Source organism: Rhizobium sp. 22-785-1, from assembly GCF_053521965.1.
The window spans coordinates 18,912-39,739 of record NZ_JBNWDI010000008.1 but is presented as its reverse complement, the minus strand read 5'-3'; the positions used below and the strand labels follow the sequence as shown (position 1 = coordinate 39,739).

Genomic DNA, 20,828 nt, shown 5'->3' with positions numbered 1-20,828 from the left:
TTTAGCGGCAGTTATTTCCAGTATCAATAAGTCAAACGGGCTCGCTTTTATTTCAAGAGGCTCATATGCGCAATATATGGCGTGACAGGAATGGCAATTTCGCCATCATGACGGCTCTACTGGCGGTGCCACTTTTCGGCGCGGCCGGAGTCGCGTTAGACATCAGCCAAGCCCTCGTGGTCAAGGAAGATCTGCAAAAGGCTGCCGATGCCACGGCCCTTGCCGCCATTGCCAAAAATTCCCCCTATGTCATCGAGGCTCGAAAAATGAGCGGAGACGGGCCGATCATCGCTCAAGGCAACGTCTCGATGGATTTCTTCAACAAGGCTTCGGCCGATCATGGAGACGACTTCGTCGTTACCAACATAGCCTTGAAAGTCAACAAGACCGGTAACGAAGTCGAGTCTTACGTGGAATACAAAGCCACGGTGAACACCACACTGTCACAACTTTTGAACATGGAGTTCTTCACCGTCAGCGGTAAAGCGACGGGCAAGTACGTGACCGAGCGATATACCAACTTCTATCTTCTTCTAGACAATACGCCATCGATGGGTGTGGGCGCGACGCCTAGAGATGTCGCCACACTGGTGGCGAACACGCGAGATCAGTGTGCCTTTGCATGTCATGATGTGTCGGCAGGCGCCAATAGTTACTACAACCTAGCCAAGAAGCTGGGAGTGACGACACGCATTGACGTCGTGAGCAAGGCAACCGTTGCTCTGATGGACACAGCAGCGGATATGCGGCTGGTGCCCAACCAATACAGAATGGCGGTCTATACTTTTGGCGAAAAGGCCGAGGACACGAAGCTGTTGGAGGTGGTGCCTCTAACGGCGGATCTGGCGCTCGCAAAGAGCAGCGCGAGCAAAATCGACCTCATGTCCATCCCCAAGCAGGGCTACGATAACGACCAGCAAACAGACTTCGATCGTGCAATGACGCAAATTGGTAGCAAAATGGGCCTTCAAGGCGATGGCAACAGCGCGGTGACACCGGAGAAGGTTCTCTTTTTCGTTTCCGATGGCGTTGGCGACAGCTACAAGCCAACGATTTGTACTAAACGAACCACGGGTGGACGTTGCCAGGAGCCAATCGATACAAAGCTGTGCAGCGCTCTGAAGTCGCAAGGTTACCGCATTGCTGTACTTTATACGACCTATCTTCCGCTGCCGACGGATGGCTGGTACAATCAATGGATCAGCCCGTTCCAATCGGAAATCTCGGGACGCATGCAGGATTGCGCTTCGCCCGGTCTCTTCTTCGAAGTCAGCCCGACGCAGGGTATTGCCGACGCAATGTCAGCCTTGTTCAAACGTGTCGTGACCTCTCCTCGCCTCTCCGGCTGACCAAGACCATGAGAGCGCGGTGCCGTTCTTTCGGTTTGAATGCACGCCTCGTGCGGTGATCAATTCGTTTCGATCCGCTCGACAAGGAAGTCTATGAAAGCACGGATACGGGCCGCCAGATGCTCGTGTCCGGCATAAACGGCATGGACGAGTTCCATGTCGCCACCGTTATAGTCCTCTAGGATCGGCACAAGCCGTCCGGCCTCGATGTCCGGGCGAACGTGGAATTCCCCTATACGGCCTATGCCGACGCCGAGCAGACATAGTTGCCGCTTGATGGAGCCGCTCGACACGAGGATATTGCCACTTATTGCCTTGGTATAGGTGACCTGCGTGTCAGGGTCGCGGAATGGCCATTCATCGAGGCTGCGACGAAAGTTAAAGCCGATGCAGTTGTGATGATCAAGGTCGTCCGGCGCCTTCGGGACACCTTGCCGGCTCAGATAATCCGGCGACGCCACGATCACGCGCCGGCTGGAGAAAAGGCGCCGCGCCATGAGTGACGAGTCCCTCATAGGGCCAACGCGAATCGCAATATCGGTGCGCTCGCCGATGAGATCGATCACGCCATCTGTCAGTGTGAGATCGAGTCGAACTTTCGGGTGACGGTCGGCAAACTCGCCGAGGAGCGGAAGAATGCATCGCTCGCCAAAGCCGACCGAGGAATTGACGCGCAGCAAGCCTCTCGCCTCTTCACGCCCGCCAGCGACCAGTTCCTCCGTCTCGTCGATCTCTTTCAGAATACGCCGGGCGCGGCGAAGATAAATCTCGCCCTCGGGTGTGAGTTCCAGCGTCCGGGTGGAACGGACGAGAAGGCGCGTTCCCAGCCGCTCTTCCACCCGTGACACGAGCTTGCTGACGGCAGAGGGCGAGAGCTTCAACCGTCGTCCAGCGCCAGAGAAGCTTTTCAACTCCGCAGCCAGTACAAAAACCTCCATCTCGCCCGCGCGGTTATCCATCAGCTCGCCTATGATTTCAATTCAAAAATGATTATCGATTAATCGGGATTATCAAACAAGTACCTTGCGCCGATATTCAGCCTCGAACCTCAAACCCATCGAGATTGCCTGCTATGACAGGCCTGAAAGGCACACCCCATGCCCCTTGCTCTTTTTGCCCTGACGATTGCTGCATATGCTATTGGCACTACGGAATTCGTCATCGTGGGTCTTCTCCCCACCGTCGCTAACGATCTTCACATTACATTGCCGCTCGCCGGGCTCATCGTGTCCGTCTATGCGCTGGGTGTAACCTTCGGCGCGCCCGTTCTGACGGCGTTGACCGGCCGCATCGAACGCAAGCCGCTTCTGCTTGGACTGATGGGCCTTTTCATTCTCGGCAATAGCGCTGCGGCACTGAGCCCCAGCTACGAGATGCTGCTAGTGGCACGCGTCATCTCCGCCTTTGCCCATGGCGTGTTCTTTTCCGTCGGCGCGACCATTGCCGCTGGGCTTGTGCCGGAAGATAGAAGGGCGTCGGCCATCGCCATGATGTTCATGGGGCTGACCGTCGCCATCGTGACCGGCGTGCCGCTGGGCACGCTGATCGGTCAGATTTTCGGCTGGCGCGCCACGTTTTTTGCGGTTGCAGCACTCGGGATTGTCGCCTTTATCGGCATTGCGGCACTGTTGCCATCAACACTTCAAAAAGCACCGGCAGCAAGTCTGATGGAGCAATTGCGCGTTCTCGGCTCGTGGCGGTTGCTGCTTGCCTTCGCCATGACGGCACTTGGTTATGGCGGTACATTCGTCACATTCACCTTCCTTGCCTCCATCCTTCAGGAACTGACAGGCTTTGCCGAAAGCACCGTCAGTCTTGTCCTGGTGCTTTACGGTCTCGCGATCGCGGCGGGCAATCTCGCAGGCGGACGAATTGCCGACCGCGATCCGGTAAAAGCGCTTGGCTGGCTCTTCGGGCTTCAGGCACTTGTTCTGGCGCTCTTCACCTTTACCGCCACCTCCGCAACTGCCGCACTTCTTACGCTCGTTGCCTTGGGGTTTCTGTCCTTTGCCAACGTTCCCGGCCTTCAGCTCTACGTGGTGCAACTTGCCAAGCGTTTTCGTCCGAATGCCATCGACGTGGCCTCTGCACTTAATATCGCGGCCTTCAATCTCGGCATCGCCGTTGGCGCCTGGATCGGCGGCATGGTCGTCGCTTCGCCACTCGGACTTGGCGCAACGCCATGGGTCGGTGCGATGCTGGTCTCGTCTGCGCTCGTGCTTACGCTCATCAGTGCAAGCCTCGACCGAAAGCGGGCAGATCGCGTGCAGCCCGTTTGAACCAAACCCGCCCTTTAAGACTTAGGCTAACGACCTTCCTGTCCCGCGTCCAAGCGGGACCACAATCCGCAAATGGAGACATAACATGAAGACAGTAAACGCCAATGGCGCAAATATTCCAGCTCTCGGCTTCGGCACCTTCCGCATGCCGGAAGAGGACGTGCACCGCATCTTGCCGCAGGCGCTGAAACTCGGCTTCCGCCACGTGGACACGGCGCAGGTCTACAAGAACGAGGCGGCTGTCGGCGATGCCATCACAACGTCCGGCATCGAGCGCGGCGACATCTTTCTGACCACCAAGGTGTGGGTGGATCAGTACAGGCACGACGACTTCATCCGCTCCGTGGATGAGAGCCTGACGAAGTTGAAAACGGATTATGTTGACCTTCTTCTTCTGCACTGGCCGAAAAGCGATGTGCCGCTTGCCGAACGGATCGGCGCGTTGAACGAACTGCACAAGGCGGGCAAAGTCCGCAATATCGGGGTCTCCAACTTCAACGTGGCACTGATGGATGAATCGGTGCGCCTGTCTGAAGCGCCCATCGCCAATAACCAGATCGAGTATCACCCCTATCTCGATCAGACCAAGGTGATCGAGGCTGCCCGCAAGCATGGCATCTCGATTACCGCTTACTATCTGATGGCCGATGGCAAGGTGCCGAAAGACGAGGCGTTGCGCGACATCGGCGCAAAGCACGGCAAGACCGCAGCGCAAATCGCGCTGCGCTGGGCGGTCCAGCAGCCCGATGTGATCGCTCTTTCCAAGACTGCAACGGAAAGCCGCCTCCCCGAAAACTTCGATATCTTCGACTTCGAGCTTTCGGAGGACGAGATGAAGGCAATTTTCGCGCTCGCGAAAAAGGACGGCCGCATCGTCAATCCTGGCCATCTGGCACCCGACTGGGATAACTGAGCCTTTTCAGTGCTACACAAAGGCCGCTTCGGGCCGAGTACAACGGAGGCTGCGCCGAGACCACGGCGCAGCCACACCAGGCCAGCGGGTCGCGGAGTGACCTGCTGCCTGGTCGAAGCCGCAACGCGCAGGCCAGCCACGATCGCTGAACATCAAGAATGCAGGCTGTTCACCATGCCGAAAACCTGATCGAAATTGCCGTTCTCGGCTGCAAAACGCAATGGTTTGCAGCGTTCCACGATCACTTCCTTTTCATCAGGCTTGCTAGTCAGGATTCCCATCACCTCCGCGACGAACTCATCAAGCGGCATGGCCCGTTCGTCGGTGGCCTGTTTCTCACCTTGAAGCGTAGTCTGAACGTAGGGTGGAGCAATTTCGATGACCTCGACCGATGTATTTTTCAACTGCTCCCGCAGAGCCATGGAATATGCATGGATGGCAGATTTCGTCGCGCTGTATGTCGGTGTCGCCACCATGGGTACAAAGGCTAGGCCCGAAGAGACGGTGAGGACAGCGGCGTGAGGCTTTGGCAGGAAATGCGGAAGGAGCGCCGCCGTCAGACGGATCGGGCCCAGAAGGTTGGTGGCAATGGTTTCCTCGGCAATGTCCAGATAATCGGGCGCCGCAGTAATGTCTTCGTTCTTCATGATACCGGCATTGTTGATGACGACATTGAGGTCCGGGTGTTTCCGGATCAGCGTGTCGGCAAAGCTGCGGATGCCATCCGCCTTCGTTGCATCCAGCACCACGGAAACCATGCCGGGATTGGCGGCTGTCACGTCATCCAGTGACGATTGCCGGCGACCTGAGATGATGACCTTGTTGCCGAGCGCGTGAAAAGCTTCTGCGAGCGCACGACCGATACCGGAGCCGCCGCCGGTAATGAGAATGGTGTTTCCTGTCATTTTCATTTTGGCTGTCCTCTCTTGTTGGATGGACTCAACCTAGATATGCTGCTCTCCTATGGAAAGTAGGCACCCGAAAGATTTATACTTACCCGAAAGAGAGTGTCTTCATGAAAAGGCATCTGGCAGATCCCGCCATCGAGCAGAAGCGTCTTGATCCGCCACCAGGTGAGACCGATCCGGTTATCGAAGCGCTGGTCCAAGACATCATCGCGAAGGTGGCAGACAAGTGGACGATGCTGATCCTTGAAGCCTTGGAAGAGCATGGCACCATGCGCTTCACGCAAATCGGCAAGGCTGTTGGCAATATCAGTCAGAAGATGCTGACAAAGACGCTACGGCAGATGGAATGCGACGGGCTGGTGACGCGCATCATTCATCCGGTCATTCCGCCGCATGTGGACTATAGCCTCACTCATCTCGGCAAGACACTCGGCAGCGCTTTTTGCGGCGTATGGATTTGGGCAGAGACGCACCATGCAGACATAGAGAAGGCGCGGAGAGCCTTTGAAGAGCAGACTCCGCGCCTGACATAACGAATGATGCGATCAGGCGAACTGGCTGAGGCCCGGTACCGAAGCAATCACCTTGTCCACGACTTCATCGCCTGCATGCTGGCGAGCAATCGAGATGGTCGTCTTTGCAAGAGCGGAAATTTCGCTCATGCCGAGACCCTGGCTCATCAGTTGCTGGCCTAGCCCCATGATGCCACCGCCGCCGATTGCGCTCATCAGACCACCGAGAAGGCCACCGCCACCCTGGCCTTCGCCGTTGTAACGGGCGACGAGCTCCGGCGCGCCTGGGATCGCTTCGATCATCTTGGCGACAGCCGCGTCATCAGCCTCGCGCTGGAGGAAACCAAGCATCATGCCGAGAGCCTTTTCCGCCTTGTCCGGCGCAATGCCCACTCTATCCGCGACCTGAGTTACGATTTCGCTCATAAATTTCCTCCTGAATGCGAAATTACGTTCACGTCAACGTAAAACAATTGAAACCGAGACTCAAGGCCGCCAGGGCCAGTCCATCAAAGGTTTTTCGATACGCTCTTTTCAAGCTTATCAAACAGTTGTTGAGGGTAAAAACAGTTCCTATAAGTATGAAGAGGAAATCGAAATTGGGCACCGCTGCCCGATAGTTGGGAAGGAACGCCAGATGCTGCAGGACGGCAAGCTTTACATCGGCACGAGCCGCAACCCGGACGATAGCCTCAACAAGGGCGAATATCTCGACCTTCGGTTTGGCAACCGCCACGGGCTGATCACCGGGGCGACGGGTACAGGCAAGACGGTGTCGCTGCAGGTGCTGGCAGAAGGTTTTGCAAAGGCGGGTGTTCCGGTTTTCTGCGCCGATATCAAGGGCGACCTTTCGGGCATCGCCAAGCCGGGCGAAGCCAAGGATTGGGTGACCAAGCGCGCCGAGCAGATCGGTTTCTCAGACCTGTCCTTTGAACAGTTCCCAGTGATCTTCTGGGACCTTTACGGCGAGAATGGCCACCGCGTTCGCGCCACCATTGCTGAAATGGGGCCGCTTCTGCTCGCACGGCTCATGGATGCCTCCGAAGCGCAGGAGGGCGTTCTGAACATCGCCTTCAAAATCGCCGATCAGGGCGGCCTGCCGCTGCTCGATCTGAAGGACCTGCAATCGCTGCTGAACTATATGGGCGAGCATGCAAGCGAGCTCTCCAGCCAGTTCGGTCTTATCTCCAAATCCTCCGTCGGATCTTTGCAGCGCGGTCTTCTGGTGCTGGAGCAACAGGGTGCGGAGCATTTCTTCGGTGAGCCTGCGCTGAAAATTTCCGATATCATGCGCACAACAAGCGACGGGCGCGGCGTCATTTCCGTTTTGGCTGCCGACAAGTTGATGATGAACCCGCGCCTCTACGGCACCTTCCTTCTGTGGATGCTCTCCGAACTCTTCGAAGAACTGCCCGAAGTGGGCGATCCGGCAAAGCCGAAGCTCGTCTTTTTCTTCGACGAGGCGCATCTTCTGTTCAACGATGCGCCGAAGGTGCTCGTCGAACGTGTCGAGCAGGTCGTTCGCCTCATCCGCTCCAAGGGGGTAGGTGTCTATTTCGTCACTCAGAACCCGCTCGACGTGCCGGAAACGGTTCTCGCACAGCTCGGCAATCGTGTGCAGCACGCGCTTCGCGCCTATACGCCGCGGGAGCAGAAGGCGGTGAAAACCGCAGCCGATACCTTCCGTCAGAATCCGGCCTTCAGCACGGCCGAAGCCATCACCACGCTTGGCACGGGCGAGGCGCTGGTGTCCACTTTGGAAGACAAGGGCGCACCCTCCATCGTCGAACGCACGCTGGTGCGTCCCCCATCGGGGCGCGTCGGCCCGGTCAGCGACGACGAGCGCCGCAGCATCATGGCCTCCAGCACGGTTGCTGGCGTCTATGATCAGGACATCGATCGCGAATCCGCATTCGAGATTCTTGGAGAGCGAGCCCGTAAGACCGCAGAGGCCGAAGCCGCAAAGCGAGCAGCGGAGGAGCAGGCAAGCCAGCAGCCCGACAGCGCGGCTGGCCGCTGGAAGCTGCCGGGCTTCGGCGACGAAGAACCGAAGCAAGCCTCAACGACCGGCGCACGACGCTCCAGCGGATATCAGCGCGAAACGGTTATCGAAGCTGCCATGAAGAGCGCAGCTCGCTCCGTGGCAACGTCCGTCGGGCGCGCGCTCGTTCGCGGCATTCTGGGAAGTCTGCGACGATAGCGCGCCGCCCTCCCCTGTTCACACGGCTGCCTCAATGCGCAATCACTTGCGTCGGTTCTCGCTGGCAACGAGATAACCCCCGGAGCGCAATAACTCCAGGGAGACATATGAGAGCATCCAATTTCTGCCGGTGGAGACCGAACGCCTTGTCCTGCGCCGGTTCGCTCCAATCGATTTCAACGCCTGTGTCGCCTATCATGGCACCGACGAGGTCTGCCGATTCTTTACGCAGAGCCGCCCTCAGGCGACGCGCTGAGAACACAGTTCGATAGCACGTTTTCAGCTTCTATTGATAAGGATGGCGATGTTTCGCGCTTGGCGGTTGTGCGGAGGGAGGATCGGCTACTGCTGGGAGAGGTTTTGCTGAAAATCGCAAGCGCGGATGCTTTGCAGGCAGAGGTGGGCTCTATCTTCTGTCCAGCATCCAGCGGCAAATGCTATGCCACGGAAGCTGCAGGCGCCATGTTCGAGCTTGGTTTTGTCGAGCTCGGCTTTCAGCGGATTTTTGCACGGCTGGATGCGCTCAATCGCGGCTCCGTCGATGTGGTCGAGCGGTTGAGGATGCGCAAAGAAGCCCATCTCTTGTAGAATGATCGCTTCAACGGCGTCTGGGGTTACGGTTTGATCTACGCCATCCTGAAGTCAGAATGGACCGACTTCAAGCGATAGTCACACCAAGCGATAATCAAACGCTCAAACGTAGCGCGCAGTGCTTTTCCAAAAAAAACGGCCGGTTTTAACGACCGGCCGCTTTGGAAACGATAATGTCTCGACGAGTACCGTCGATTTATTCCACGGAAACCGGCACTTCCGTAGAGGTGCGCAGGGCGTGGGAATAAGGGCAGACGATGTGCGCCTTTTTCACCAGGTCTTCGGCCGTTGCCTTGTCGAGGCCTGGAATATTGACCTTGAGCGACACGTCGATGCCGAAGCCACCGCCGTCTTCGCGCGGACCCACGCCAACGCTCGCCGTCACTGTGGTGTCATCTGGGATCTTTACCTTTTCCTTGCCGGCCACGACGCGCAACGCGCCGAGGAAGCAAGCAGAGTAACCGGTCGCGAAAAGCTGCTCTGGGTTGGTGCCGTGTGCGCCATTGCCACCGAGTTCTTTGGGAACGGTCAAGGTGACGTCGAGAACACCGTCTTCAGTCTTGGAATTGCCTTCGCGTCCACCACCGGTCGCCGTTGCCTTGGTCGTGTAAAGAATGGGCATGCCATGTACTCCCTTCGTTTGAGTTGGACTTCTTATAGCGCTCAATTCAATTGCGCGCAATATAATTTTGCGCATTGAAAAAATTTTTATGGTCTGCGATAAGGTTAAGAAGATTACTCGGCCTTCGCATGCAGCAGGAACCGAGTGACAGGATAAAATGTTCCCTAGAGCGCTTCCCTGCCAAGCGGAATTGTTTCGCCGGAGCACTGCTTCGCAGAATGGACCAAACCGTAGCGATCAATCCCGCGGATCGCTGCAATGTTTGCATCCCTCACTGTGGAGACGGCTTCCGGCGAAGATTTCTCAAGCAGAGGATAAGCGCTTAACAGCGCATTCTGGAGCTCACGCGAATGGACGACGGGACGATGGAAGGCCTTTTAAGGCTGGACGTGCAGATATGTTTCGCGCTTTACGGCGCAGCCCATGCATTTACGCGGGCTTACAAGCCGCTACTGGAGCCGCTCGGACTCACATATCCGCAGTATCTGGTAATGATGGCACTTTGGGAAGAGGACAATGCGACCGTCAAGGCGCTGGGCGAAATGCTGGGTCTCGATTCAGGTACGCTCTCGCCTCTTTTGAAGAGGCTGGAACAGGCAGGACTGATCACGCGCAAGCGCGGCAAGCAGGATGAGCGTCAAGTGGTGATCAGCCTGACTCCAGCGGGGGCCGACATGAAGAAAAAGGCTGTTCACGTAATGCGCTCCATCGGCAAAGCCACCGGGTGCAGCCTTGAAGAGCTCGGGCAGATTCGGGATCGATTGAATTCTTTAAAACACAATCTATCGCGGGCATGACGGGCAGCCCGCTATTCCGGTCTATTATATATGTAGAGGTGCCTAGAGATCATTGACGGCCGGCGCGGCAACGATGCCCGTCTGTCAATTTATCACCCTCCGATGCGAAGGAGGGTGATAGATCGGTAAAATGATGCAGGTTACTGCCAGACGACAACGCGCGCCTTGTTCGGCACACGGTCATAAAGGTCGATAATGTCCTGGTTCATCAGGCGAACACAGCCGGAAGAAACCGCCTTGCCGATGGAATTCCACTCCGGCGAACCGTGCAGACGGTAAAGCGTATCCTTGCCGTTCTGGAAGATGTAGAGCGCGCGAGCACCTAGCGGGTTCTTCAGGCCCGGCTGCATGCCGCCATTCTTGGCAGAGTATTTGACCAGTTCGGGCTGACGCGCGACCATTTCGTCTGGTGGCGTCCACTTGGGCCATTTCTGGCGCCACTGGATAACGCCCTCGCCCGACCAGGCAAAACCTTCGCGGCCAATGCCGACGCCGTAGCGCATGGCCGAGCCGCCCGGTTCCACCACGTAGAGGAAGCGCGAACGGGTGTCGACAACCACCGTGCCCGGGCGCTCCCCGGTCGGATCCACGACACGCTGGCGATAATAACGGCGATCGATCTTCTGATAGGGTATTGCGGGGATGACGAAACCGCCATCTTCCACTGTGCCGTACATGACAGCGAGCTCGGCGTCGGAAATACCGGACGAGAACATCTGGCGAAAATCATTCGCCACGCCGCCGGCGAAACCAAGCGGCTGCGTGCTGTCGTAGGGCGCGACACCGGATGATGCACAACCCGCCAGCAGCGACGCGGAAGAAAGGCCCAGAAGGGAAAGGAAAGTCCGTCTTGAAAGATCTGTGTCGGTGCTCATCATAAGTCCGGTTTTCTCACATCGGAGGCGAATGGGAAGGCACTGTGCAGAAGCGCTCAGAACCTGCCGTTCAATCTCGCCGTACGTCATTTGTTCCACGATAGATCAGCTATTGCTATAGTGGTTAAGACATACTGAAAGCCAGTTGCAGACGTGCAACATTTGGCGCGGCCTCATGCTTTCGTCGGCTGACGTGTTCAGATAACCACAATCGGTGCGCCCTGTGGCACGCGATCGTAAAGATCGATCACATCCTGATTGAGCATTCTGACGCAACCGGACGACGTCGCCTTGCCCACGGACTGCCAGTCCGGCGTTCCATGCACACGGTAAAGCGTGTCTTTGCCGTCCTTGAAAATGTAAAGAGCCCGCGCACCGAGCGGGTTGTTCAGCCCTGGAATCATGCCGCCCCTCGCCGCTGAGATAGACGCCAGCTCAGGTTGTCGCTGGACCATCTCGTCAGGCGGCGTCCAGCGTGGCCACTTGGCCTTCCATTGAATGGTCCCCCGCCCGGCCCATGCGTAACCGGAACGCCCCAGACCAACACCGTAGCGAACGGCCTTGCCGCCCGGCTGCACCAGATAGAGGAAATGCTGCTTGGTATCCACGACGATAGTGCCGGGCGCTTCCGCCGTCTGATAACCCACTTCCTGGCGAAGGAAACGCGGATCGATCCGGCTGTAGGGAATTGCAGGAAGCGTGTGCCCTTCATCCGATAGCACGTCATACATGGCGCGATGGAGCGGATTGGAAACAGGAATGCCGTATCCAAGCGTGCGATCACGGTAGGCAGGAGAAAGTGCCGGCCCGGGGCGCGCTGTGGTCGGCGGGCCGTAAAGTTGCTGGAACTGCGAGCGGAAGAGATCCGGAGGACGGCTGTTGATAGAGCCGGGTGTGGGCGGCAACGGGTCGCGTGGAATCGATCCGACATTATTGTAATTGAAGACGGGTGCTGTTTCACGCACGAACACGTCGGCATTCATGCGACTGGTGTCGGTGATGAAAAGGCAGCCGGACAGCAAGGGCGCTGCCAGCAACATACAGGCAAATCGACGCAGGGTCTTCAGGGCAAATACAATCATCGAACCGCTTCAGAGATAAATCACTTGCGGCACAATGACTCGTGCGGCTGGCGCGAGGCTGGATAACCGAGGCCAGGCCCGTTTCTACGAACGGGATTGAGAGCCCGTGTGAACGTTTGCTCACTTCTCAGGTGAAGGCATTGAAGAATTTGATGCTTTCATCGACCGCATGCGGAACGACACCATTATGCGTGCCCGGCAAAAGCTGGTGATCGATCTTCGTGCCAACAGACGTCGCACGCGACATGAGAAGCTCGTGATCGGCATCAAACGGCCGCTCTTGCGTTCCGCGCAACATCAATGTCGGGCATTTTAGACTATGACCGAAGCAGACAGAGGAGCGCATGATAAACTCCTGCGGATCGGTCTCGTCAAAGCAGAGCTCATCGGTATATCGGTTGAAGTAACGCCATGAATTGACGCCAGCAGAGATGGGAACGGCTGCGCGAAACTTTCGCGTCATGGCGGCTAGGAGAGAGAGCGTGCCACCATTTGAGTGGCCAGCGAGGAAGAACCGGTCCTTGTCGATCCCGGGTAGATTTTCCAGATAGGCCGCAGCGGACAAAGCGTCCGACGTCTCATCATAGAAACCCGAATAATTGCCCTGCTGGCCGTTTTCACCGCGAAAAGAGGGCAGCAGCACCACGAAGCCTGCCTGCCAGAATGGCTTCATCAACGCCCAGTGACCGTCTCCGGTCGCATTGCCGCCGTGCAGAAACAGAACTGCGGGTTTTAGCGTCTTTGAAGGCGTATATTCCGACAACCACGCAACCAGCTCGATGGAACCATTTGGCCCGCCGGGATAGGTCACGCGACGCGCGCCGGGCGGCGTGCCGAGTGGCTCGGACTTTTCGGGCGCAGGCATTTTGCGCAAGAGATGTGTGTGAAATCTTTCTCGGGCCTTGGCGTAATCCTCACGCTCCAGTGGCAGGACCGGGGGCTGATCTACCTCGGAATGCGCGCCTTTGGGCAGTAGCGCTGCTGCGCTCAGCCCGAACGTTCCCGCAAGCAATGAACGCCGGGTTGGAGAAAAGGAAAAAGGCTTGTCGATGCGCTTGTCTGTCATTTTCTAAAATCCGATCAGCGTTGCACGGCTCAAGTTCACCACTGCACGATCTGCTTGTCTACTCAATGTTTTGTTTCCATGCATGAATTCATGCCGAACCTTCACGCTCATCCACCATAGCCATCAATGTGGATAGCCGATCAGCCTCTGAAGGAGGTTTGTCGGCCCGCAAACGAGCAATTCTTGGAAAGCGCATCGCCACGCCGGATTTGTGGCGGGCTGAACGATTTATGCCCTCGAATGCGACCTCGAGCACAAAGCCGAATGAGGGCGTTGCGCGTACTGCCCTGACAGGACCAAAGCGTTCAACGGTGTTGTCGCGCACGAACTTGTCCAGCACCTCAAGTTCGGCGTCGGTGAAGCCGAAGTAGGCCTTACCCACGGGCACCAACTGTTCGCCATCCTCGCCATCTGCCCAAACACCGAAGGTGAAGTCGGAATAATAGCTCGAACGCTTTCCATGACCGCGCTGGGCATACATCATCACCGCATCTATATTGAACGGGTCTCGCTTCCATTTGAACCACGGCCCCTTGGCGCGACCCGCCTGATAGACGCTATCCTTGCGCTTGATCATCACGCCTTCTATCACCGGATCGGGCGGGGCCTTTCGCAGATCGTTTAGTTCCTGCCAATTGGAGAAGCCAACGAGCGGCGAAAGATCGAAGCGGTCATGCGGTGCAGCCTCGATCAGATCAGTCAAATATTTGCGTCGCTCCAGGTATGTCTGACCGCGAATATCATCCTCACCCTTGAACAAGAGATCATAGGCGCGGATGAAGGCGGGATAATCTTCCATCATTCGACCCGTCACCGTCTTGCGGTTGAGCCTTTGCTGCAAATCGGAAAAGGTTCTGGTGGCGCTGTTGGATCGCGCCGTACCGCCGATCAGAAGTTCACCATCGATGACGCCATCGAAATTGGCAGCTTCCAATATGTCCGGGAATGCTCCGGAAATATCGTCACCCGAGCGGGAATAGAGCTTTCGGATATCGCCCGAGCGAGACAGCTGTACGCGGATGCCATCCCACTTCCATTCGGCGGCAAAGTCCTTCGGATCCAGATTGGTCAGGTCGTTGTCGCCAACGGGCGTCGATAACATGACCGAATGGAAAATGGCGGGCGTTGCAAGAAGCGGACGCTCTGTCTTCCCTTCCAGCCACGCGAAGAGCGGCTCGTACGGCGGCGTCAGGCCGTGCCACAGGGTTTCGATTTCCGTGATATCCTTGCCCGCAAAATCCGCCAGCGCCTGCCGCGCAAGCCTGGCGGAAACCCCGATCCGCAGGCCGCCGGTCACCAGCTTCAAGAAAGCGAAGCGGGAGGATGTGTCCAGCCGATCAAGGAGATCGCGCACCGCTGCGCGCACTTGCGTCTTTGCGAGCGCATTGATCTGCGCCACGACTTCTCCAAGGCCCGGGTCATCGGGCTTGGGTTGATCGGCACTCTGGCTGGTGTCCCAGACCAGCGATATCGTTTCCGCCAGGTCGCCGACATAATCATAGGAATAGCGAAACAGCACCTCGTCCATGCGTTCCAGCACGAGTTCGCGCAGCATGGCGGGCTTGACGCTCTTCAGGTCCAGCGTCCCCGCGATCGCTGCAAGCCCATATCCACGATCGGGATCTGGCGTGTCGCGAAAGTAATCGGTCAGGAGCTTCAATTTACCGTTTCTGGACGGGGTCAGAACAAGCCGGTCGAGAAGGGTCGCAAAGGCTTTCACGCTTAATCTCCCTCATCTTCGTAACCGACGAGATGAAGCGGTCTAGCCGGAATTCCCTGAAGCTCGCACCAGCGTACCAGCGCTTCCTCGCGACCGTGCGTCACCCATACTTCAGACGGTGAAACTTCCTTGATGGTTTCCAATAGCTCGGGCCAGTCGCAGTGATCCGATATCACGAGCGGGAGTTCAACTCCCCCCTGCTTGGCGCGTTGACGCACCATCATCCAGCCTGAGGCAAAGGCGATCAGAGGCTCGTTAAAACGCCTTGCCCAGCGATCTTGGAATGCTGATGGCGGGCCGACTACGATTGCGCCTTTGAATTGAGACGGATTGCTTTTCTCTAGCGTGGCAGGACGGAGGTCGCCGAGATCGATGCATTGCGAGACATAATAATCGCAGAGCTTGGCAAGGGCACCATGGATGTAGACAGGCCCGGCATAACCGTTGTCACGTAGTAGCCGGAGAACACGCTGCGCCTTACCTAAAGAATAGGCACCGACAAGATGAGTCCGCTCCGGAAACTGACGGATCGACGTGAGCAGTTTGGCGATTTCGCGGCTCGGCGCCGGGTGGTGGAACACCGGAAGCCCGAAGGTTGCCTCGGTAATGAAAACATCGCAGGCGACCGGCTCGAACGGCGCACAGGTAGGGTCGACACCGCGCTTGTAATCGCCCGATGCGACAATGCGAGTGCCGTTATATTCGATAGAGATCTGGGCCGAGCCGAGCACGTGACCGGCAGGGTGGAAGCCCACTGTGACGCCATTGACTTCGATCGTCTGGCCGAATGCAATCGCCTGCTCGCTAGAGGTGAAATCCTCACCGTAACGCAGACGCATGATGTCCAGTGTCTGGCGGGTGGCCAACACTTTTTCATGCCCTGCCCGCGCATGATCCGAATGACCGTGGGTGATGAGCGCTTTGTGCACCGGCCTCACAGGGTCGATGTAAAAATCACCCACTGGACAGTAAAGCCCTTTCGGCGTCGGATTGAGTAGCTTTTCTGGTTTCATGAGCGTCGGGATCGGTCGGGATTTGCCAATGATATGATGCGCGCAATGAAAACGAACGGTCGGGAATAAGGTTCATTTCGACGATCGCCCAAGAGCAGCAAATGCGCACGTCACCGTGTCTTGGCCTTTGTGCGAAGAAAGCGTTCGAAACCGATTGTGCAGTCGAGACCCCCTGGGGTCCGGCATGTGACAAAGCAAAGCGTTCCGTCGGCACGGCCCTCATTCTTGCAGCGAGGGCTTTTCTGTGGCGACCGGCAGTCGGATATTCTTCAGCATCACAGCCGCGATCAGACCGATGAAGGCTGTTGCGGCAGCAGCAAGAAAGAGCGGTGTGAATGCGGCTGCATATAGATCGGCGACCGCATGCTGAGAGTCCGCTGGCAGTTCCGCCAACATCTTCGGCGTCAGCTCCTGTATCCGCCCAACACCTGGGATATCGACACTCGGGCTATTCAGACTGGAAGAAATAACCGCACCGTAGATCGAGATTGCGAGCGCTGCACCGCCCATGCGTGTGAGAGAAACAGCCCCGCTTGCGGCACCCACATCCGCCCTGGAGGCAGAATTCTGCACTCCGATGATCGGCGCCTGCTGGCCAAGGCCGACACCAAGTCCCTGCAACAGCATCAGTCCTGCGATAATCGCCAGGGGTGTGCCGGCATGGACCTGCGACAGCGAGAGCATCGCCACCACCGCAATCGACAGACTGATCACGGAAAAGGGCTTGTAGCTGCCCGTCTTCGAGATCAACCTGCCTGCCGTCAGCGAACCCATGACGATGCCGCCTGTCACGGCGATGAAGAAAAGACCGGCCTGCGAAGGAGAAAGCCCGGTCGTGGTTTGCAGAAAGAGCGCGTAATAATTGACCATGCCGATCCCGAGACCACCGCTGACCAGTGAAATGATCATCAGCAGCGGAAATGTCGAATTCTTGAAGAGACGCAAAGGCACGACCGGCTCCGGCGCCCGCTTCTCCACCTGCACCCAGAAGAAGGCGCAGACCGCAGCGAAGGCGATGATGACAAGACTTTGCCAGGCGATCAACGATCCGAACAGTTCGGCACTGTCGGCCCAGAGCACGACACTGGAAATGGCGGCAGCGAGAAGAATGGCGCCGATATAGTCGATCTTGGGCTGACGGTCCGGTCGCCGATAGGGCAGAAGGAATGCGAGCCCCAGAACGACGATGATGCCAATCGGCAGATTGATGAGGAAGATGGAACGCCAGCCGAAGAGATCGCTCATCGTGCCGCCGAGGATGGGGCCAACACTGCCCGACGCCATGATGACGAGACTGGAATAGCTCTGGTAGCGAGCCCTTTCACGCGGGGCAAAAAGATCGGCATTGACGGAGAAGATGGACACCATGATGCCGCCGCCACCGAGCCCCTGGAGAACGCGGGCGGCGATCAGCGAGTTCATCGACCATGCAAGGCCACAGACCAGTGAGCCAACCGTGAAGATGACGACAGCGGAGATCATTACATACTTGCGACCGAAGAGGTCTCCAAGCTTGCCATAGACCGGCATGACGGCGCTGGTCGCCAGGAGATAGGCGGACCCCACCCAGCCAAACCGCTCCAGTGCGCCAAACTCACCGACGATCGTCGGCAGCGCCGTGGAAACAATCTGATTGTCCAGCGTCGCCATGAACATGGCCAGCATCAGAAAAAGGAAAACTACAATCCTGCGGCGCGGGTCCGTGACGAGAGGAGCCGCAGGGTTCACCGACATGTCCATGAAAATGCCTCACGTTATATGGCATTTTATGTGCTTATAGCATATATGTGTCAATAGCATCTTCTCATAGTTTGCTATATGCTGGAGTGCGGATGGAAGCGGGGCACCCATGAGCATGCAGAATTTGAAAAGCGCAGAGACTGACGAGACGACGCGAGATGACGTTCTCGCGATCAGTGATACCATGACACGTATGCGTATCATGATCGGCCGCCGCGTTATCGGTCGTATGGCCATCGCGAAGCTGTCACCGGAGCTGGAGCTGTCTCATCTCGACGTTCTCGACGTCGTTCATCGCACCGAGGGCGATGCGACCGTAGGCTCGATTGCGGAAGGCATGCGCCTCGATCCGTCGCGCGGAAGCCGTCTGGTTTCGGATATGGTCGGCAGAGGGCTACTGCGGCGGGACGCGTCACAGGAAGATGGGAGACGCAGTGTGATTGCCGTGACACCGCTCGGCCTCGATGTTCTGGATGACGTGCGAAGTGCAAAGATCGCCATTATACGCGATGTGGTCAGCGACTGGCCGGATGAGGATATTGCCGCCTTCGCGCAGCTTTTCGATCGCTTTATTGGGCGCTTCGAGACGCGTCTGTCGCCTGACGCGCGACTTTAGACGACTGACCTGCGGCCTCAGATGTCGCTATCGACCGTCATTTTCCTTTCAGGCGATCGCGGCTGTCGCGCTTTGCCCGGTACATCGCGGCATCGGCCTTTGCAAGAAGGCTTTCGGGCGTCTTTCCATCGTTGGGATAGAAGGCGGTCCCCATTGAACAGGTTACAGTAAGAGCGGTGGCCGATTGAGCGATAGGCTCTTGCACGATCCTGCGGATCTCCTCCAGCCGGGCCAGAATACCAGCCTCGTCATGGATTGGATTGCTGAAGATGATGGCGAATTCATCACCACCGAGACGCACTGCGACATCGGAAGCGCGAATGCAGCTGGTGATACGCTCGGCAAAGGCGCGTAGCACGTCATCTCCTGCTGCATGACCGTAAATATCATTGATTTGCTTGAAATTGTCGAGGTCGAGATAGGTGATCGCGACAAGACGATTTTCCCGCTTCGCCTCGTGCAATACGCGGCGGAACTGACCCCAGAACAGATTGCGGTTCGACAATCCCGTCAGAGGATCGTGATGGGCCATGTAATGCACACGCTCTTCGGCGCGACGCCGATCGATAGCGATTCCGGCGATATTGGTCGCCATATCAATGATTTCTTTTTCCATCTCGGTGGGCATCCGAACCGATCTGGAATACAGCGCGAATGTTCCGAGCAGGACATCATTGTTGCCGAAAATGGGCGTGGACCAACAGGAACGAAGACCATGTTGCTTCGCGATATCGACATAATCGGCCCAAAGCGGGCTTTGAAACGTATCGCTGACATAGACCGCATCCCTGCGAAACGCAGCAGTACCACAAGAGCCGTTGTTAGGCCCCACCGGAACCCCGTCTACAGTGGACACATAGGCCTCGGACAATGAAGGCGCCGCTCCTGAACGCAAGATTAGTTTTTTCTCGTCAAGCATCAAAACAGAGCCGAAAACATTATCCAGCAACCCCTCTACCTCCTGAACAAGGGCGGTGAGTATGTCTTTGAGAGGCTGACCTTTAACGATCATTTCCAGTAGACTTGCGTGACTTCTGCGCATCGTTTCCTGGCGCTTGGCAAAAGTAATTTCCCGTGAAATTCCGGCAAGCCCAACCGGCGCGCCCGATTGGTCACGCAGGATGATACGAGTTCCCGCATACCAGCGTGTCGTCCCGTCCTCGCCAACCAAACGCTCTTCGGTATCGTATATATCACGATCTCCCGCCAAAACACGGCGGTCCAGCTTATCGATACACTCCGCAACGGGCTTTGAAGCCAGATCGAAAATCGTCAATGTACGACTGTTGAGATAATCCCGGCCAAACCCAAGGGACGCCAGCGCCGCAGCGTTCATATATTCGTATCGACCGGAACAGTCCTTGATGAAGACGAGTTCGGGAACATTATCAAGGAGGAAAGCCAGTTGATGCTTGCTCACGTCCGATAGGGACGTTTCCGTCGACAGCAACTGCGAAGTGGGCGGCGCCAGACCGTTTTTCTCACCCATTCCTAGAAATGCTCCTCAGATAAATTGATCCGGCAGCGCTCTTTGCTTCACATACCACCAAGAGCACGCCTATATTATGTGGAAATCCTTATAAAAAATTTGCTTACACAGAATTAAAAAAATTCATTGTAATACTAAATCCATGAAGTCTGGACATTCAAATTTCCGCTACATCATGCCGATCGATAGTTATTTTTCTTACCCCGGATTGAATTGATATTTGATATTTTTTTAGGGATTAAAGCTTGCAGACTGTTCGAACCTCCTCTCAGCGAAGGCGCCGTTATCACTGGATTTTGCAAAAAATGTCTCTAGTCTGCCGACGACGTTGAAGGGGCTTTGCAATGCTTACAATTTATGGTGTCTATCGTTCCCGGGCCACGCGCACATTATGGCTCGCAGAAGAACTTGATCTTGCTTTCAAACACGTACCTGTCATTCAGGCACGACGCCTGGCAGATCCGCTGGCCGACGATGCGCCGACCAATACGCTGACACCGTCCTATCTGGCGATCAATCCCATGGGAACGATACCGTGCATCGATGACGACGGCATGGTTCTCTATGAGTCCATGGCCATCAACCTATATCTCGCCCGCAAATACGGAACGTCCGTCGCCCCGACCGATGCGGCGGAAGACGCATATATGATGCAATGGTCTTTCTTCGCCGCGACCGAGATCGAAGCAAACGCCCTGAAGATTTCCTCCACCTTCGCCGAAGGACTGGCGGATACCGACAGTGGCAGGGCGGTCATCGACGTTGCAGCACGTATGCTGCGCCGGCCTTTTCGCGTTCTGGAACAGCATCTTGCGGACCGGGACTATCTGGTAGGCAACCGCTTTACGGTGGCAGACCTCAACGCCGCCGAAGTCGTGCGTTATGCTCAGGCTCATACGCCGATTTTCGATGCACATCCGGCCGTCAAAGCATGGCTGGCACGTTGCCAGTCACGCCCTGCATTCAAGGCCATGTGGGATGCGAGAACTGCCGAGCCATCCTGACAATTTCGCGCAAAGGGCGTGGTTCTACGATAACCGGCTCCCGCGTTTTTGG

General features: G+C 56.8%; 20 protein-coding genes. 9 read left to right on the top strand and 11 right to left on the bottom strand.

The window, feature by feature from the left end:
• The first annotated feature begins 65 nt into the window (after nt 1-65).
• Entirely contained in the window at nt 66-1,349 is a 1,284-nt protein-coding gene (locus ACQZ5M_RS16190; protein ID WP_296100787.1) for a TadE/TadG family type IV pilus assembly protein, read from the top strand.
• A gap of 59 nt (nt 1,350-1,408) precedes the next feature.
• Here the strand turns inward: ACQZ5M_RS16190 and ACQZ5M_RS16185 are convergent, their stop codons facing one another.
• Complete coding sequence (locus ACQZ5M_RS16185) at nt 1,409-2,308, bottom strand: LysR family transcriptional regulator (protein WP_296073758.1); 900 nt, start codon at nt 2,306-2,308, stop codon at nt 1,409-1,411.
• Between the two features lie 138 nt (nt 2,309-2,446).
• Here ACQZ5M_RS16185 and ACQZ5M_RS16180 point away from each other — a divergent pair, with 138 nt between their 5' ends.
• Together ACQZ5M_RS16180 and ACQZ5M_RS16175 are read left to right on the top strand one after the other, a co-directional pair.
• Entirely contained in the window at nt 2,447-3,628 is a 1,182-nt protein-coding gene (locus ACQZ5M_RS16180; RefSeq protein WP_449080276.1) for an MFS transporter, read from the top strand.
• Between the two features lie 85 nt (nt 3,629-3,713).
• A complete protein-coding gene (locus ACQZ5M_RS16175; RefSeq protein WP_449080275.1) occupies nt 3,714-4,541 on the top strand; it encodes an aldo/keto reductase in 828 nt (275 codons plus the stop codon).
• Nucleotides 4,542-4,693: 152 nt separating this feature from the next.
• On the opposite strand, the gene ACQZ5M_RS16170 is transcribed toward ACQZ5M_RS16175, so the two are convergent.
• A complete protein-coding gene (locus tag ACQZ5M_RS16170; RefSeq protein ID WP_296073750.1) occupies nt 4,694-5,452 on the bottom strand; it encodes an SDR family oxidoreductase in 759 nt (252 codons plus the stop codon).
• Between the two features lie 104 nt (nt 5,453-5,556).
• Here ACQZ5M_RS16170 and ACQZ5M_RS16165 point away from each other — a divergent pair, with 104 nt between their 5' ends.
• The gene (locus ACQZ5M_RS16165; RefSeq protein ID WP_296073748.1) at nt 5,557-5,982 is read left to right on the top strand and encodes a winged helix-turn-helix transcriptional regulator; all 426 of its coding nucleotides are present in this window, start codon (nt 5,557-5,559) and stop codon (nt 5,980-5,982) included.
• A gap of 12 nt (nt 5,983-5,994) precedes the next feature.
• Here ACQZ5M_RS16165 and ACQZ5M_RS16160 read toward each other — a convergent pair whose 3' ends face one another.
• Entirely contained in the window at nt 5,995-6,387 is a 393-nt protein-coding gene (locus ACQZ5M_RS16160) for a hypothetical protein (protein ID WP_449080274.1), read from the bottom strand.
• A 211-nt stretch (nt 6,388-6,598) separates the two neighbouring features.
• On the opposite strand from ACQZ5M_RS16160, the gene ACQZ5M_RS16155 reads away from it, so the two are divergent.
• On the top strand, nt 6,599-8,161 hold the full coding sequence (locus ACQZ5M_RS16155; protein ID WP_449080273.1) for a helicase HerA-like C-terminal domain-containing protein: 1,563 nt from the start codon (nt 6,599-6,601) through the stop codon (nt 8,159-8,161).
• A gap of 120 nt (nt 8,162-8,281) precedes the next feature.
• Entirely contained in the window at nt 8,282-8,749 is a 468-nt protein-coding gene (locus tag ACQZ5M_RS16150) for a GNAT family N-acetyltransferase (RefSeq protein ID WP_449080344.1), read from the top strand.
• A 199-nt stretch (nt 8,750-8,948) separates the two neighbouring features.
• Here ACQZ5M_RS16150 and ACQZ5M_RS16145 read toward each other — a convergent pair whose 3' ends face one another.
• A complete protein-coding gene (locus tag ACQZ5M_RS16145; protein WP_296017204.1) occupies nt 8,949-9,374 on the bottom strand; it encodes an organic hydroperoxide resistance protein in 426 nt (141 codons plus the stop codon).
• 350 nt (nt 9,375-9,724) lie between these two features.
• Between ACQZ5M_RS16145 and ACQZ5M_RS16140 the strand changes: the two genes are divergently transcribed.
• Nucleotides 9,725-10,171: a MarR family winged helix-turn-helix transcriptional regulator gene (locus ACQZ5M_RS16140; RefSeq protein ID WP_449080272.1), complete on the top strand. Its 447-nt coding sequence runs from the start codon at nt 9,725-9,727 to the stop codon at nt 10,169-10,171.
• Nucleotides 10,172-10,311: 140 nt separating this feature from the next.
• Here the strand turns inward: ACQZ5M_RS16140 and ACQZ5M_RS16135 are convergent, their stop codons facing one another.
• From ACQZ5M_RS16135 to ACQZ5M_RS16110, 6 genes are all read right to left on the bottom strand, one after another.
• Complete coding sequence (locus ACQZ5M_RS16135; RefSeq protein WP_449080271.1) at nt 10,312-11,049, bottom strand: L,D-transpeptidase; 738 nt, start codon at nt 11,047-11,049, stop codon at nt 10,312-10,314.
• Between the two features lie 194 nt (nt 11,050-11,243).
• Nucleotides 11,244-12,128 carry a L,D-transpeptidase gene (locus tag ACQZ5M_RS16130; protein ID WP_296037111.1) on the bottom strand — a complete coding sequence of 295 codons (885 nt, stop codon included), beginning with the start codon at nt 12,126-12,128 and terminating at the stop codon, nt 11,244-11,246.
• A 127-nt stretch (nt 12,129-12,255) separates the two neighbouring features.
• Nucleotides 12,256-13,194 (bottom strand): alpha/beta hydrolase family protein, encoded by a 939-nt coding sequence (locus tag ACQZ5M_RS16125; RefSeq protein WP_296073848.1) that lies wholly within the window; start codon nt 13,192-13,194, stop codon nt 12,256-12,258.
• 88 nt (nt 13,195-13,282) lie between these two features.
• Nucleotides 13,283-14,914 (bottom strand): cisplatin damage response ATP-dependent DNA ligase, encoded by a 1,632-nt coding sequence (locus ACQZ5M_RS16120; protein ID WP_296083496.1) that lies wholly within the window; start codon nt 14,912-14,914, stop codon nt 13,283-13,285.
• Nucleotides 14,915-14,916: 2 nt separating this feature from the next.
• A complete protein-coding gene (locus tag ACQZ5M_RS16115) occupies nt 14,917-15,927 on the bottom strand; it encodes a ligase-associated DNA damage response exonuclease (protein ID WP_449080270.1) in 1,011 nt (336 codons plus the stop codon).
• A gap of 219 nt (nt 15,928-16,146) precedes the next feature.
• Nucleotides 16,147-17,667: an MDR family MFS transporter gene (locus tag ACQZ5M_RS16110; protein ID WP_449080269.1), complete on the bottom strand. Its 1,521-nt coding sequence runs from the start codon at nt 17,665-17,667 to the stop codon at nt 16,147-16,149.
• 115 nt (nt 17,668-17,782) lie between these two features.
• Here ACQZ5M_RS16110 and ACQZ5M_RS16105 point away from each other — a divergent pair, with 115 nt between their 5' ends.
• Entirely contained in the window at nt 17,783-18,283 is a 501-nt protein-coding gene (locus ACQZ5M_RS16105; protein WP_449080343.1) for a MarR family winged helix-turn-helix transcriptional regulator, read from the top strand.
• 37 nt (nt 18,284-18,320) lie between these two features.
• Here the strand turns inward: ACQZ5M_RS16105 and ACQZ5M_RS16100 are convergent, their stop codons facing one another.
• Nucleotides 18,321-19,772 carry a diguanylate cyclase domain-containing protein gene (locus ACQZ5M_RS16100; protein WP_449080268.1) on the bottom strand — a complete coding sequence of 484 codons (1,452 nt, stop codon included), beginning with the start codon at nt 19,770-19,772 and terminating at the stop codon, nt 18,321-18,323.
• A 344-nt stretch (nt 19,773-20,116) separates the two neighbouring features.
• Here ACQZ5M_RS16100 and ACQZ5M_RS16095 point away from each other — a divergent pair, with 344 nt between their 5' ends.
• Entirely contained in the window at nt 20,117-20,776 is a 660-nt protein-coding gene (locus tag ACQZ5M_RS16095; protein WP_296073836.1) for a glutathione S-transferase family protein, read from the top strand.
• Nucleotides 20,777-20,828 lie beyond the last annotated feature (52 nt).